General features: G+C 44.5%; 16 protein-coding genes. 13 read left to right on the forward strand and 3 right to left on the reverse strand.

Features of this window, described 5'->3' with window-relative positions; translation table 11 throughout:
• Nucleotides 1-133 precede the first annotated feature (133 nt).
• On the reverse strand, nt 134-1,009 hold the full coding sequence (locus GZK95_RS04485) for a LysR family transcriptional regulator (protein ID WP_075709014.1): 876 nt from the start codon (nt 1,007-1,009) through the stop codon (nt 134-136).
• A gap of 235 nt (nt 1,010-1,244) precedes the next feature.
• Here GZK95_RS04485 and GZK95_RS04490 point away from each other — a divergent pair, with 235 nt between their 5' ends.
• The 7 genes from GZK95_RS04490 to recR all read left to right on the forward strand — a co-directional run bounded on the left by GZK95_RS04490 (nt 1,245) and on the right by recR (nt 6,942).
• Nucleotides 1,245-2,345 carry a response regulator gene (locus tag GZK95_RS04490; RefSeq protein ID WP_075716097.1) on the forward strand — a complete coding sequence of 367 codons (1,101 nt, stop codon included), beginning with the start codon at nt 1,245-1,247 and terminating at the stop codon, nt 2,343-2,345.
• A gap of 185 nt (nt 2,346-2,530) precedes the next feature.
• Complete coding sequence (locus GZK95_RS22375; protein ID WP_139312647.1) at nt 2,531-2,662, forward strand: hypothetical protein; 132 nt, start codon at nt 2,531-2,533, stop codon at nt 2,660-2,662.
• 18 nt (nt 2,663-2,680) lie between these two features.
• Nucleotides 2,681-3,073, forward strand: a complete 393-nt coding sequence (locus tag GZK95_RS04495) for a YbaN family protein (protein ID WP_263862231.1) — start codon at nt 2,681-2,683, stop codon at nt 3,071-3,073.
• A 148-nt stretch (nt 3,074-3,221) separates the two neighbouring features.
• Nucleotides 3,222-3,767: an adenine phosphoribosyltransferase gene (gene apt / locus GZK95_RS04500; RefSeq protein WP_075708992.1), complete on the forward strand. Its 546-nt coding sequence runs from the start codon at nt 3,222-3,224 to the stop codon at nt 3,765-3,767.
• A gap of 12 nt (nt 3,768-3,779) precedes the next feature.
• Complete coding sequence (dnaX, locus tag GZK95_RS04505; RefSeq protein ID WP_075716096.1) at nt 3,780-5,894, forward strand: DNA polymerase III subunit gamma/tau; 2,115 nt, start codon at nt 3,780-3,782, stop codon at nt 5,892-5,894.
• Nucleotides 5,895-5,995: 101 nt separating this feature from the next.
• Nucleotides 5,996-6,325 carry a YbaB/EbfC family nucleoid-associated protein gene (locus tag GZK95_RS04510; protein WP_075708990.1) on the forward strand — a complete coding sequence of 110 codons (330 nt, stop codon included), beginning with the start codon at nt 5,996-5,998 and terminating at the stop codon, nt 6,323-6,325.
• A 17-nt stretch (nt 6,326-6,342) separates the two neighbouring features.
• Nucleotides 6,343-6,942 carry a recombination mediator RecR gene (recR, locus tag GZK95_RS04515; protein WP_075708989.1) on the forward strand — a complete coding sequence of 200 codons (600 nt, stop codon included), beginning with the start codon at nt 6,343-6,345 and terminating at the stop codon, nt 6,940-6,942.
• 314 nt (nt 6,943-7,256) lie between these two features.
• Here the strand turns inward: recR and aqpZ are convergent, their stop codons facing one another.
• Nucleotides 7,257-7,949 (reverse strand): aquaporin Z, encoded by a 693-nt coding sequence (gene aqpZ, locus GZK95_RS04520; RefSeq protein ID WP_075716095.1) that lies wholly within the window; start codon nt 7,947-7,949, stop codon nt 7,257-7,259.
• Between the two features lie 301 nt (nt 7,950-8,250).
• Here aqpZ and GZK95_RS04525 point away from each other — a divergent pair, with 301 nt between their 5' ends.
• Nucleotides 8,251-8,631: a RidA family protein gene (locus tag GZK95_RS04525; protein WP_075709076.1), complete on the forward strand. Its 381-nt coding sequence runs from the start codon at nt 8,251-8,253 to the stop codon at nt 8,629-8,631.
• A gap of 315 nt (nt 8,632-8,946) precedes the next feature.
• On the forward strand, nt 8,947-9,600 hold the full coding sequence (locus GZK95_RS04530) for a helix-turn-helix transcriptional regulator (RefSeq protein WP_075709077.1): 654 nt from the start codon (nt 8,947-8,949) through the stop codon (nt 9,598-9,600).
• 166 nt (nt 9,601-9,766) lie between these two features.
• Here GZK95_RS04530 and GZK95_RS04535 read toward each other — a convergent pair whose 3' ends face one another.
• Nucleotides 9,767-10,468, reverse strand: a complete 702-nt coding sequence (locus GZK95_RS04535) for a GntR family transcriptional regulator (RefSeq protein WP_075709078.1) — start codon at nt 10,466-10,468, stop codon at nt 9,767-9,769.
• A gap of 286 nt (nt 10,469-10,754) precedes the next feature.
• On the opposite strand from GZK95_RS04535, the gene GZK95_RS04540 reads away from it, so the two are divergent.
• From GZK95_RS04540 to GZK95_RS04555, 4 genes are all read left to right on the forward strand, one after another.
• Nucleotides 10,755-12,380, forward strand: a complete 1,626-nt coding sequence (locus tag GZK95_RS04540) for an alpha-glucoside-specific PTS transporter subunit IIBC (protein WP_075709079.1) — start codon at nt 10,755-10,757, stop codon at nt 12,378-12,380.
• A gap of 85 nt (nt 12,381-12,465) precedes the next feature.
• The gene (locus GZK95_RS04545) at nt 12,466-13,803 is read left to right on the forward strand and encodes a 6-phospho-alpha-glucosidase (protein ID WP_075709080.1); all 1,338 of its coding nucleotides are present in this window, start codon (nt 12,466-12,468) and stop codon (nt 13,801-13,803) included.
• Between the two features lie 58 nt (nt 13,804-13,861).
• Nucleotides 13,862-14,149, forward strand: coding sequence for a SemiSWEET transporter (locus tag GZK95_RS04550; protein ID WP_075709081.1), 288 nt, complete (start codon nt 13,862-13,864; stop codon nt 14,147-14,149).
• 365 nt (nt 14,150-14,514) lie between these two features.
• Entirely contained in the window at nt 14,515-14,784 is a 270-nt protein-coding gene (locus tag GZK95_RS04555) for a hypothetical protein (protein ID WP_225623997.1), read from the forward strand.
• Nucleotides 14,785-14,819 lie beyond the last annotated feature (35 nt).

Below are 14,819 nucleotides of genomic sequence, written 5' to 3' on the forward strand. Positions count from 1 at the left end.
CCTTGCTATAGAGGATGACAATCGTTAGCGAGGAGATCGATCTTTGCATCTAAAGATGACAATCCTCAGTGAGTTTTTGGTCGTTAATCAGTGCCCAAAAGAAAAAAGCTTGGCTGAGCCAAGCTTTTTGAAATTAGTGAATGTTATAAGCAATCACAAAGTCGATAAACAGGCGTACCTTCTCAGGCAAGTGATCTTTGTGGTTGTATAGCATGTAAATATCACGTGGGTTAGCACTCCAGTCGCGTAGGACTTGCACTAAGCTGCCATCTTCGATGTACTCGCGGATCATCACGTCAGGCATTAGAGTGATACCTAAACCTTCCGAGCAGGAGCTGCGAACCACATTGAGTGCACTTGCTTGGAAGCGGCCTTTATCGTTGTTAATCACCACCTCACCACTCTCATTGATCAATTGCCACTTAAGAAGTGGATGACCTTTCAGTAGCTGATGATTGTGTAGCTCTTCTGCGTGAACAGGAGCTGGGTGGTGGCTTAGGTATTCAGGACTTGCTACTAGAATATCTTTTACTGAACTAATCTTACGAGCGATTAGACTTGAATCGCGTTGCGGTCCAACTCGGAAAATAACATCCCATTCAGTGGGATCAAGTTGGTCAGCGTGATTGCTGGTGGTAAGCTCGATACTAATATCAGGGAACTGATGCATAAACTCGTTAAACATCGGCATCATCATGCGCTTGGTTAAGTTCGAAGGAGACGAAATGCGAATCTTACCCGCGGCACCACGACATTCATCTGAAATCTCTTCAGTCACATTTGATAAGCGTTGAAGCAATGGCGAGCATTCGTTGAAAAAACGTTCTCCGGCTTCGGTAAGTGATAACTTACGCGCGTGACGATTTAGCAGACGCAGGTTCAATGAATCTTCCAGAGCTTGAATACGTCGCGTAATCGTTGCAACAGGAATCATGGTTTTGCGTGACGTTGCAGTATAGCTCCCATTTTCGACAACCAAGCGAAAGAGGTTTAAGTCATCTAATTTCATCATTCGGACACATTATTTTACGAATTGCGTTAATTTATATTGATCATCTCTGTCAAAGATTGAGACACATCAACAAGTCATGAGATCTTATGTTATTTTGATTACATCAAGTATGCAACCAATCAGAAGATCGGCTAATTTGTATAATTAAGGGTTCACGACTACTTTAAGAGAAGCTTTTTATAGTTTTATAAATATAATTATTCAACACCCAATGGGGATGTGAGGCGGTACCATGCATAAGATATCAGAAGCGCAAATTTTGCCATCAAGCGATATTTCTGCGCAAAAAAGACGCATTATGCTGGTGGACGACGATCCTATTTTCCGCCACATTACGACGGCATACCTTGAGACACAAGGCTTTGAAGTTCTTGAAGCTGAAGATGGTCTTGCGGGTTTAAGACAATTGCGCCAGTTTGAACCCGATTTAGTATTGTGTGATCTGTCGATGCCAGTTTTAAACGGTGTTGAGTTCGTCGAAGAGGTTAGTGTCGCTTATCCTTCCCTACCAATGATTGTTGTTTCGGCAACCGAGAGCATTTCTGATGTTGCCAAAGTCATGAAATGCGGCATCAAAGACTTTCTCACAAAACCCATCTCCAACCCCGACAATCTAACCAATGCGATTGAAAATACATTGGAAGATGCCGATAACCATCTGATTGATCAACGTGATTTTTCCTCCCAGTGGTTTCGTGTCGACGGTGCTGAAATGCCAGAAGAGCAAGAGTTGCACTGGCATTTAGATTATCTGCAAAAACATCCAATCGCAGCCAAGGACTTTTTGTTGGCGCTGTTACCCGATAAAGACACATCACAAGGTTCTTGGAAATGTACTTACCGCCTGTTGCAGTCCACCGAAGTGATGCCGCTAGTGTTTGATTACGCTTGGGTAATGAATGGCCAGTTTATTTTCTACTTAGTGGACTCGGACAACGAGAGTGACCAGGGTGCCGCGACAACTTTATTAGTTCGCGCGCTGTTTCATGATTATGTTCGTGGTTTGAGATCACAAAACGCGGATTTAAAAGATCTAATAGATATTCTTGAGAAGGGTATTGATTGCACTGATTGCGCTGCGCCGATTAAGGCGGTATTTGGTATCGCTAACTTGGCTGATGGCAGCGTGAGTATTTTGCCCGCAGGTTTAGATGTTAGTCTCTCAAGTCAAAAAGAGGGTGTGACTCAAATCAGCGCACAAAGATGTTTAGGCAATAAGTGCTTGTACAACCCAATGCTAGCGGACGTTACCATAGGACAGCGTTGCTCTGTTAGTTCAAGTCGTTTGGGTACCAGCAGTTTTGCATTGGATATCGTTGACTTGGCAAAGTAGCGCTATCCACTTAGGGTTAACTGCTAGGGCTCACCGGTATTTTTGAATAACCCTATTTCTCCTCTGTGTTTGTCTCGTCCATATTAGGCTATAGTGCCAAGCTCAACAAAAAGATAACAAATCACCAACAAATTAGTTTCGATTTGAATCTTTTATCTTTTCCTTAATAGATTTGAGATTGAGCAATGGCAGACAAAGATTTTAAAGAGCCCTATAATATCTTCTACTTCCTCGGGTTTATCGCGGTACTACTGATCCCGACCTTACCAGCAACGTTAACATGGCTTCGTGTTTTAAACGGTTATGCTGGGTTTTGATTGAAATGGAGCTGAGCCATCGTTATTCGTCGTTTGTTGTATAACTTGATAGGTGGTCTCAGCCTATGCCTTGGCATTATTGGTATTTTCCTCCCTGTTCTACCTACCACTCCGTTTGTGTTACTCGCTAGCGCCTGTTTTATGCGTAGCAGTCCGCGTTTTCATCGCTGGTTGAGTGAACACCCAACGTTTGGACCTATCATTTCAAACTGGCATCAACATCGAGCCGTGTCGAAAAAAGTCAAACTGCGTGGCGCATTGGTCATGGTCGCGAGCTTTTGCTTCTCTATCTATATTGTGCCTCATGATTGGTTAAAGATTATGCTGCTCGTCATGCTGTTGGCATTACTTAGCTGGTTTATTCGTTTGCCTGTGATAGAGCACCTTGCTGACCAAGAAGAAAATCACTAAGATTGGCGAGAAGTGTGCCCACGATTTATAGTGGGCGTTTGTTTTTTCACCTTTAGCTTTTTAAGCTTTAATTAGGTGAAAACGAATTTATTCGCAAGTCGTGAGCAAGAGTGATTACGACTGCGTAGCCAATCTTAAGAACAGAGTTATGACGACTGAAACAATCTCATTGATTAAAGCGAGCATCAAAAGCATTGCTGATTACCCAAAACCAGGCATCCTTTTCCGCGATGTCACCAGCCTACTAGAAGATGCACAAGCGTACCAAGCAACGATCCAACTTCTTGTAGACAAGTACAAAGAGATGGGCTTTACCAAGGTTGTTGGTACCGAGGCTCGTGGCTTCCTATTTGGTGCACCACTTGCTCTTGAGCTAGGCGTAGGCTTTGTTCCTGTGCGTAAGCCGGGCAAACTGCCACGTGAAACCGTAGCGCAAACTTACGATCTTGAGTACGGTACTGACACCCTAGAAATCCATGTTGATGCAATCAATGAAGGCGACAAAGTGCTAGTTGTTGATGATCTACTAGCAACGGGTGGCACGATTGAAGCAACAACCAAACTTATCCGCCAACTAGGTGGTGAAGTAGAGCACGCAGCATTTGTTATCAACCTACCTGAAATTGGTGGTGACAAGCGCCTAGAAAAACTAGGTCTGAATGTTTACAGCATCTGCGAGTTCGACGGTCACTAATCGGAATAGTTCATGAGTTATCTTGCCTTAGCGCGAAAATGGCGACCAACCAGATTTAATGAAGTGGTTGGTCAAACCCACGTATTAACTGCTTTAGAGAATGCTTTAGCGCAGAATCGCTTGCACCATGCTTACCTTTTTAGTGGCACGCGTGGGGTAGGTAAAACTTCCATTGGTCGTTTGTTTGCCAAAGGTCTGAACTGTGAAACAGGGATCACCGCGACGCCTTGTGGCCAATGTGATACCTGCCGTGAGATTGATGAAGGTCGTTTTGTTGACTTGTTAGAAATCGATGCGGCGTCGCGTACCAAAGTCGAAGATACTCGTGAACTGCTGGATAATGTGCAGTACAAGCCTGCACGTGGTCGCTTTAAAGTCTACTTAATCGATGAAGTGCACATGCTCTCTCGCCATAGTTTCAACGCATTGTTGAAAACATTGGAAGAGCCACCAGAGTATGTGAAGTTCTTACTTGCGACGACAGATCCACAAAAGCTGCCCGTGACCATTTTGTCGCGTTGTTTGCAGTTCCACCTCAAGCCAATCAGTGTTGATGATATTCATCAGCAACTTGAACATATATTGAGTCATGAAAGTGTCGGTTTTGAGCAACGTGCGTTGGGTATGATTGCCCATGCTGCTGATGGCAGTATGCGCGATGCGTTGAGCTTAACTGACCAAGCGATAGCACTGGGTAATGGTCAGGTGCAAACTGAGTTAGTCAGCCACATGTTGGGGACTCTCGATACTGACCAAGCATTACACCTGCTTGAAGCTATCGCCTCCAAGCAGGCGCAGACAGCGATGGATGCGATTTTACGCTTGGCGCAAAATGGGGTGGAGTGGGATGGCTTGCTTAATCAATTAGCCACTCAGCTTCATCGCATTGCAATGTATCAAGCACTGCCATCGACACTGGACAAAGCTCAGCCGGATGCAGAAAAAGTGGAACTATTAAGTCGTTCGCTTTCTGCGGAAGATGTGCAGCTATACTACCAAATTGCTTTAAAAGGGCGCCAAGACTTACCGCTTGCTCCTTCGCAACGTGTTGGTTTAGAAATGGTCGTGCTACGCATGATGGCATTTCGTCCTGCAGCGGCGAGCGCGAATGTGATTTCAACTCAAGTGGCGCAACCTCAGCCTGTGGTTAACGCACCAGTTGAACCGCCTGTTCAACCAACGGCGAATAGTGCTCCTCAAGCTGCGGCTCCGGTTCGACCTTCGACGCCGCAACAAGTCGCGCCTCAACCTACATCGCAGCCAGCCTCACGACCAATGGCACCAGAGTATGACTTGGCTCCGCCGCCGGATGATTACTATGAAGAGTATGATTCAGGGCCTGTGCAAGGCGCTATGAGTAATGCAAATACTCAGATGCAACCGACACAACAACCAGCACCATCGGCGCGTCCGACTATGGCTGGTTTGCGTCATCAGTTGCGCTCACAACGTGGGCAAGTTCAAAGTGATGGTCATTCGCCAAAAAAGGCTAACGCGACATCTGTAGCGAAAAAAGAGTCAGTTCTTGACCGTGTTGCTCAAAAACACGCTGGCTCAACACAGGTGTCGCCATACAAGCATGGTTTGCTCCCAGTGCCACAACAGCACGAGGAAAAAGATGACGCGTACCGTTGGAAACCGACATTACCTCAAACCAAGCAAGAGAAAAAAGAGCTTACGCCTACTCAAATTAAGCAAGCGTTAGAGCACGAAAAGACACCTGAAATGGCGAAAAAGCTCGCAGATGAGTCGATCAAACAAGACCAGTGGGCAGAGCTTATTACGCGTTTAGATACGGCAAAGATGGTTGAGCAACTTGCGCTGAACTCATTTTATGAGAAAAACGGTTCAACGATTTCTTTAACGCTAAGGGCTCAGCAAGCGCACTTAAACACTGACCGCGCTCAAGCTGAACTTTTGGCCGCGTTAAATGCTGCTCTTGGAGAAGAGTGCCACTTAAGTGTGGAAGTTGGTGATAAAGGTCAAACACCTTTAGAGCTACGTGAAGCGCTATATCAAGGCAAATTACAACAAGCATTTGACAGTTTAGAACAAGATCCTCATGTACAATTTATAGAGCGACGCTTTGCGGCAGAGCTTGATAAAGATAGCGTGAGACCAGTTTAGGGTTGAAAGCAGTGCTTTTGACCCCATCTAGTATAAAACCACAAGCATTTAGCACGACCCTTTAGTAGCGGTTGTTGTTAAACATAACCAGAGAGATAAACATGTTTGGTAAAGGCGGTATGGGCAACCTGATGAAGCAAGCCCAGCAAATGCAAGATCGTATGCAAAAGCTTCAAGAAGAAATCGCAAATATGGAAGTAACAGGCGAGTCTGGTGCTGGCCTAGTTAAAGTGACTATCACTGGTAGCCATAGCGTGCGTCGTGTTGACATTGACGAGAGTCTGATGGAAGACGACAAAGAGATGCTTGAAGATCTTATCGCTGCGGCATTTAACGATGCAGCACGTCGCGTAGAAGAAACGCAAAAAGAAAAAATGGCGCAAGTGACTGGCGGTATGCAACTACCACCAGGCATGAAAATGCCATTCTAATCACTGAAGGTTAGTAAATGCGCACCAGTCATATGCTGGAGCAATTGATGGAGGCCTTACGTTGTCTACCTGGGGTTGGTCCCAAGTCGGCGCAGCGTATGGCCTTTCATTTGTTACAGCGAGATAGAAAAGGCGGCCTGCAATTGGCTGATGCTCTTAGCCAAGCAATGACAGAAATTGGTCACTGTAGTGAGTGCCGTACCTTTACCGAAGAAGATACTTGTCATATCTGCACCAACGCTAAGCGCCAAGAAAACGGTCAGCTTTGTGTGGTTGAGAGCCCTGCCGATATTGCAGCGGTAGAGGCGACAGGTCAGTTTTCTGGTCGATACTTTGTTCTGATGGGACATCTATCTCCCCTTGATGGTATCGGGCCGAGTGATATTGGCTTGGACGTACTGGATTACCGATTACGTCATGGCGATATACAAGAAGTTATTCTGGCCACTAATCCGACCGTAGAAGGCGAAGCGACAGCGCATTACATTGCTGAGCTTTGTCGTGAGCATCAAGTTGACGCAAGTCGTATTGCTCACGGTGTGCCAGTTGGCGGAGAGCTTGAGTTAGTCGATGGAACCACCTTGTCCCATTCGCTTCTAGGACGCCACAAGCTTTAAAAAACCGCCTTCGGGCGGTTTTTTTGTAGAACGGATGTAGGATAGGGAGTCTGTTTTTTTCTACGTCGCACTGAGTGCGAGATCCCCGACTCGGCTGCGCCTCTCGAGGATGACCAAGGGCAGGAGAGCGCGATTGTTAATGGCGGCATTACTCAATACTTGCCATCCCATATGGCGCAATCACTAACTACTTGTCATTCCATACAGCGCGATAGCGCGTGATAGGGAATCTTGTTTTTCTCAACGCCAATACTCAGTGCGAGATCCCCGACTCGGCTACGCCTCTCGAGGATGACTACGGGGAGGGAGCGCGCTCATTCCTCTTTCCCTGCGATCATTTTGTAAGCAAGCGCTCCTAATGCTGCCCCAATGATCGGCGCGATCCAAAACAGCCATAACTGACTTATCGCCCAATCACCAACAAATACGGCGACGCCAGTACTGCGCGCTGGGTTAACTGAAGTATTGGTCACAGGTATCGAAATCAAGTGAATCAGCGTTAAGCACAAACCAATCGCAAGCGGAGCAAAGCCTTGTGGAGCTCTAGAATCGGTTGCCCCCATAATCACCAGTAAGAACATCATGGTCATGACGATCTCACACACTAGGGCGGCAATCAGAGAGTACTGTCCGGGAGAATGTTCACCATAGCCGTTTGAGGCAAAACCAGAGCTGACCACATCAAAGCCCATCTGTCCGCTGGCAATAACATACAACACTCCGCCAGCAATAATGCCGCCCAATACTTGAGCAATGATATAAGGCAGCACTTCTTTGCTCTCAAAGCGCCCTCCAACCCATAAACCTATGGTGACTGCTGGGTTTAAGTGGCAGCCAGAAATATGCCCAATAGCGTAAGCCATTGTGACGACAGTGAGGCCAAATGCCAGTGATACGCCGAGTAGGCCAATCCCAACATCAGGAAAGCCAGCGGCCAAAACGGCGCTACCACAACCACCTAGCACCAACCAAAAAGTACCAAAAGTTTCAGCAAGAAGTTTGTTCATCGTGACGTGATCCTCTGTAACTGTGTCTGCTGAACATAGTTAACGATCAGCAAAAGTGCCTAATTTCTTGAGAAAATAGTGGTTAATCTACGAGGTGTTATGCGGAACTAGGCTAAAAAATCGTATTTAGTTGAGTTTTTTCAATCAATAAAATTTGAGAAAAAGGCAAAAATTCAACTGTAAAAGCAAATATGTGATCTATTCCGGTTGTTTTTATCATATTTTGTTGAGAATATAGCGCCATCATAAGTTGTTGCTCACAATGACTTGTTATAAAAATAAAATATATATGAGGAATATCATGAAAAAAGTGATCAGCGCAGAGCAAGCTCCAGCAGCGATTGGCCCATACTCACACGGTACATCTTACGGTGAAATGATCTTCACTTCTGGCCAGCTTCCTGTTGATGGCGCGACTGGTAAAGTTGTTGAAGGTGGTATCACTGAGCAGAGCGTTCAATCACTAACTAACCTTAAGCACGTTCTTGAAGCTGGCGGTGGTAGCATCGATACAGTTCTAAAAACAACTTGCTACCTAGCAAACATTTCTGACTTCGCTGAGTTCAACAAAGTTTACGCAGATTTCTTTAAAACTGATTGCCCAGCACGTAGCTGTTTCGCAGTTAAAGATCTGCCTCTAGGCGTTCTTATCGAAGTTGAAGCGATTGCTCACAAACTATAGTTTCAACACTTATCGCTGGAGATGAATTAGTTTTCCATTAGAAGTGTTATCGTACAGCAATTGAATGATTCCCTCGTACATAGATACGCGCTATGTAACCGCTGGCTCACTTTCAAGGATTGAAGGTAACCAGCACTTGCTGTAACTTCTGGTGATAAAGTTATATTAATCAAAATCTTGGCATTATTGTCATGGTTCATTAAGCGAAAAGTAATAGACTATGGTGAGCTTGGGCTTGATTACATACTCAAAAGCAATCTGCTGAAGTATGTTTTCAAGCCCTTCTTAATCGTCGCATAAGCTAAGGTAAGTACATTGGAAATAAAGAAACTGACCAAAAGTGATCTTGATATCCTTCACTCGATGAAGAATGTGGTTGATGGTATTGCTCGCATGTATGGCGAATATACCGAAGTCGTGCTCCACAGCTTAGATGCCGAATCTCCGGCAATCATAAAAATCGCGAACGGCCATGTTACGGAGCGAGGAGAAGGGGCTCCAATTACCAACTTAGCTTTGATGAAATTAAAAGAGGGCAAGGATGTATCTGACTCGTATTTGACGAAAACCTCATGCGGGAAGACTTTGCACTCAATCACAACCATCGTTAGAAACCCAAAGAATAAGCCAATCGGTTTGTTGTGTATTAACGTTGATATGGATGCACCGATTCAGTCATTCTTAAAGACGTTATTGCCGCCTCGCAATGAAAGCGAGTTAGAAGTGGCATCGCCGGAGACATTTGCTCGAAACATTGATGAGACAATCGAAAGTACCATCAACTCAGTGCAGTCTGAGGTTTGGCAAAATGAAGCGATTGCACCGTCTAAGCGAAATCGCGAGGTCGTAACACGCTTACATGGATTGGGTATATTTAAAATTAAAGATGCGGTATTGATGGTTGCGAACCAATTAGGTATTTCGCGAGATACGATTTACCTCTACCTACGAGAATTGGGTAACAATTGATAGTCATCAACTTGATGCTATCGTTTTAAATCAGCTCCATTGGAACTGATAAAATAAGCACAAACGGTCGCCCTTAGTGGCGACTTTTTGTGTTTATAGCATCTAAAATTTTGTGGCCAGTTATTGAGGTCTAAGCCAAACAGGCTTAGACCAGTTTTAAAGCGCATTAATCGCGTTTTAGGTAGTGACGATAAGACATGGTGCCAGGTTTAGATGTGATTTTGGTGTACTCGAAGATGCGTCCATCTTTTAAAATACCAGTAGAAAGAATGCAGATCAGTGGCTTACTGGCTTCAACTTTTAGCGTATCGCACATATGTTGATCGGGGATAATCGCTTCAAAGTCTTGATACGCTCCGTCAATCTCAAACCCTAGCTCTTGCTCCAAATAGCGATACTTGGAATCTTCCAGCGACATCACATTCATTTTTGGATACATTGACACTGGCATATAGGAGTCTTCATACACAGAAGGCACACCATTGACTAGCTTGAATCGACGAATGAAATAGACTTTTTCATCCATACCAATCTTTAAGATCTCTGCCAGTTCTTCATCTGGATCAATTAACGAAAATTCACAGATTTTGTACTCCAGCTTTGTTGCTGGATCATCTACATACTCTTTCGTACTTTTTAGCGTCAGCATTGAGCTAACCATTGTTTTACCAATGATGGTTGTCCCTGCTCCTTGGCGCTTTTCAACCATGCCAAGTGCGACTAACTCATCAATCGCTTTGCGAACCGTGATTCGGCTGACAGAGTAATGTGCAATTAACTCTTTTTCGGTCGGCAGTGTTTCACCAATCGAGAACTCTTCTGAATCAATGCGGGTACGTAAGTCCTGCATTACCTTCTTATACAGCATATGCCACCTCTCTTAAGGTAACCAATTTAGCATATTATAATGGTACAAATCAATGACCTTTGATCGCGCTCACAGTTCCAAATGGAGGTGAATCTAAGAAAATGCGATTAATTGTTATTCATTGGTACTAAATATTGAGCGAAATCTCAAAATACATCTCTTATTTGTTATTGATCACGTTTAACATATCTTATATTTGTCATATCAATTTTCGAGGAGTAAGTTAAATATTGTCGAAAGACGGAACACGCTGAAAAAGATATATAACAAATTAAGGACCCTGCCCATGTTGAGTGCGATACAACGATTAGGCGGAGCAATGTTTACCCCAGTCTTGCTGTTCCCGTTTGTAGGGATACTAGTCGGATTAACCATTGTTCTTAAAAACCCAGTTTTTGTTGGTGATCTTGCTGATAAAAACGGTCTGTATTATCAAGTGTTACAAGTCATAGAAGAGGGTGGCTGGACCATCTTCCGCAATATGGCACTTTTATTCGCGGTTGGTTTGCCAATCGGACTGGCTAAAACAGCCCATGCTCGCGCAGTTATGGTGGTCATGGTTTCTTACTTAACCTTTAACTACTTCGTTGGCGCGATGGGTGGATTCTGGGGTGACTTCTTTGGTGTGGATTTCACTCAAGCAATTGGCGGAACTTCAGGCTTAACTGAAATAGCAGGTATTAAAACCATCGATACCGGTATTTTTGGCGCCATCATTATCTCTGGTCTAGTCACTTGGATTCACAACCGTACGTTTGAAAAACAGCTACCTGCATACCTAGGTATTTTCCAAGGTGCGTCATTTGTAGCAATGATCTCATTTTTTGCCATGCTGCCAGCGGCTTGGTTAACCCTTTACGTATGGCCTTCAATTCAACACGGTATTCTAGGTCTACAAACTTTCATGGTTGAGTCTGGTTCATTTGGCGTGTGGCTGTACACATTCTTAGAACGAATCTTGATCCCAACAGGTCTTCATCACTTTGTGTATGCACCGTTCGTATACGGCAATATTGCAACACCAAACGGCATTGCTGTGGATTGGTTTACTAACTTAGAGATGTTCACTCAATCAAGCCAAGCGATGGTGGATCTTTTCCCTGCTGGTGGCTTTGCGCTCCACGGTAACTCAAAAATCTTTGGCTGTACGGGTATTGCATTGGCGATGTACCACACAGCGAAACCGGAAAACCGTAAGAAAGTTGCTGCATTACTTATTCCCGCAACACTCACTGCAGTGCTTGTGGGTATCACCGAGCCGCTAGAGTTTACCTTCCTGTTTATCGCGCCATGGCTATTTGCGATTCACGCTCTATTGGCTGGCACTATGGCTATGGTGATGTACAGCTTTGGTGTGGTAGGCAACATGGGTGGTGGTCTCATTGAGTTTGCGACCGGTAACTGGATTCCTCTACTTGGTAACCATACCAGCATGGTCATCACTCAAATCGCGATTGGTCTGTGCTTCACCGTGATTTACTACTTCGTCTTTAAGTATCTTATCGTCAAATTTAATGTGCCGATTGCGGGGCGTGGCGAAGCTGAACTTAAACTTCACACTAAAGATGACTTTAACAAAAAACACGGCATCACTGGTAAAGGCGCACAAGGTGCAAGCCCACTTCAAGTCCAAGCGGTAGAGACCATTCACGGTTTAGGTGGCGTCGAGAACATCGCGGACTTAAGTAACTGTGCGACTCGCTTACGCGTCACAGTCAAAGATCCAGCGAAAGTGGAATCAGCAGAATACTTTATGAGCACAGGTGCGGTGAACTTGGTTAAAAACGGTAATGCAGTGCAAGTCATCATCGGATTGAGCGTTCCACAGTTACGTGAGGAATGCGAAAAGATAGTCAGTGTTTACAAAGCAGAACAAAAAGTGGATGAGCTAACACCAAGTCCGGCTAGTTAATCAAAAAACAAAAACGAACAAATCAAAATTTAATCAAATATCGAATGGGCGGCTTATGCGCCGCCCGAAATAAGAGAGGCATAGTATGAAAAAAGAATTCTCAGTTGTTATTGCAGGCGGCGGTTCAACATTTACTCCAGGCATCGTAATGATGTTGCTAGAAAACCAAGATCGTTTTCCAATCCGCAAACTGAAATTCTACGATAACTTCGCGGCACGTCAGGAGACAGTCGCAGAAGCATGTAAGATTTTACTGCAAGAACGTGCTCCACACATCGAGTTCTCTTACACTACAGATCCTGAAGAAGCGTTTACTGATATTGATTTCTGTATGGCGCACATTCGTGCTGGTTTGTACGCAATGCGTGAACAAGATGAGAAGATCCCACTACGTCACGGTTGTGTAGGACAAGAAACTTGTGGTGCGGGCGGTATGGCTTACGGTCTACGTTCTATCCCAGCGGTAATCGAAATGATCGATTACATGGAAAAATACTCGCCAAACGCTTGGATGTTGAACTACTCAAACCCAGCGGCGATCGTAGCAGAAGCTTGCCGTGTGATGCGTCCAAATTCAAAAGTACTCAATATTTGTGATATGCCAATTGGTATCGAAACGCGCATCGCAGAAATTTTGGGTTACCAAGATCGTAAACAGTTCGACATCATGTACTACGGTCTAAACCACTTTGGTTGGTGGAAAGAGTTCAAAGATGCAAAAACTGGTGAAGATCTAATGCCACGCATCAAAGAATACATCCAAGAGTTTGGCTACTTGCCACCAAGTGCGATGAATGGTTCACAGCACACCGATGAATCTTGGAAGGAAACCTTTATCAAAGTTCGTGATGTTTACGCACTTGATCCAGAAACGATTCCAAACACCTACCTAAAATACTACATGTACCCAGATTACGTAGTAGAGCACTCAAACAAAGAGTTCACTCGTGCTAACGAAGTAATGGAAGGTCGTGAAAAAGAAGTCTTCACTGAGTGTCGTCGTATTATTGCAGCGGGTACCGCCGTTGATACAACGATCGAAGTTGAAGAACATGCGTCTTACATCGTTGACCTTGCTACAGCAATCGCGTTCAACACGAAAGAGCGTATGCTACTGATTGTCCCTAACAATGGTGCAATCAGTAACTTTGACCCAACTGCGATGGTTGAGATCCCATGTATTGTGGACAACACAGGTGCGAAACCACTACAAATTGGTGAAATTCCTGAGTTCCAAAAAGGGATGATGAGCCAACAAGTTTCAGTAGAAAAACTGGTTGTACAAGCTCACGTTGAAGGCTCTAAACAACGCCTATGGCAAGCATTGACATTGTCAGCAACGATTCCGAGTGCGACAGTCGCGAAAGCGATTTTAGATGACCTACTTGAAGCAAATAAAGAGTTCTGGGTTGAAATGAAATAGAGCGTAACGTCTGATCAATGCCCTGCCGATGCGGGGCATTTTTTGTAGGTACAACGTAATGATTGATTTCACTGTTCTGGGCTATGTTGCCGCGTTCTGCACCACATGTTCTTTTGTGCCGCAAGTGTTTCATATATTGAAGACTGGTGACACTAAGTCAATTTCTTTGGCAATGTATAGTTGCTTTGTTTTTGGCGTGTTTCTGTGGTTGGTTTACGGTATCGCGATGCAAGATTGGCCGATTATCGTGGCTAATGCGATTACTCTAATGCTGGCGAGTATGATTCTACTACTCAAAGTTCGTGATGTTGCTCGCGCCAAAAAAGCGCCCCCTTTAAGTGTCTAGTCAGCACTTACTTTCCCCCCAAGTTAGCCAGATTATTATCTGGCTTTTTTACCTTTCAAACTAAGTTAAAGTACCAGATTACTACATCAAACCACGTGAAAATAGATGGCTATTTCACGTCGCCGTTTCCTTAAACTCGAACCAATGATAAGGCTCTGAACCCTACATCTTGAAGTCACTTGAGTATAACGTGTGTGAGTTAACGTTCACAAAGGGAAGGCGCGATGAGAAGCGAGAGGACTAAGCTGGGCTTTATTGTCGCTGGGGCAATGAACATTGGGGGCGTACTGGCGTTTTCTTAAGGCTTAACAACTGAGGTGATTAACTAATTTGCCCCCATAGTGATGTCTAATTTTGGTTTACTCATGATTATGGTGTGGGGACTCGCCTACTTAGGCACCGCTTTTATTCAGGCGAATGTGTCTTGGTTGGCCGCCGCGTTTGCCATAGAGAAGTTTGTGTATGTGATCGCTTGGTTAATGTGGATTGGTCATCACAGTCTTGCCGATGTTTATCATCAAGACCTTTTGGCTGGGCTTTTTTATACCATTTATGGCGCGAATGACTTTGTGTTTATGCTGTTTTTTCTCTGGGTATTTATGAGTCAACGTAGAAGCAAGTTAGCTGATAGCTGAGGATTATTGACTCAGGAAAAATAGAAAAGGGAAGC

The sequence above is a fragment of the Vibrio panuliri genome, assembly GCF_009938205.1.
Taxonomy (GTDB): Bacteria; Pseudomonadota; Gammaproteobacteria; order Enterobacterales; family Vibrionaceae; genus Vibrio; species Vibrio panuliri.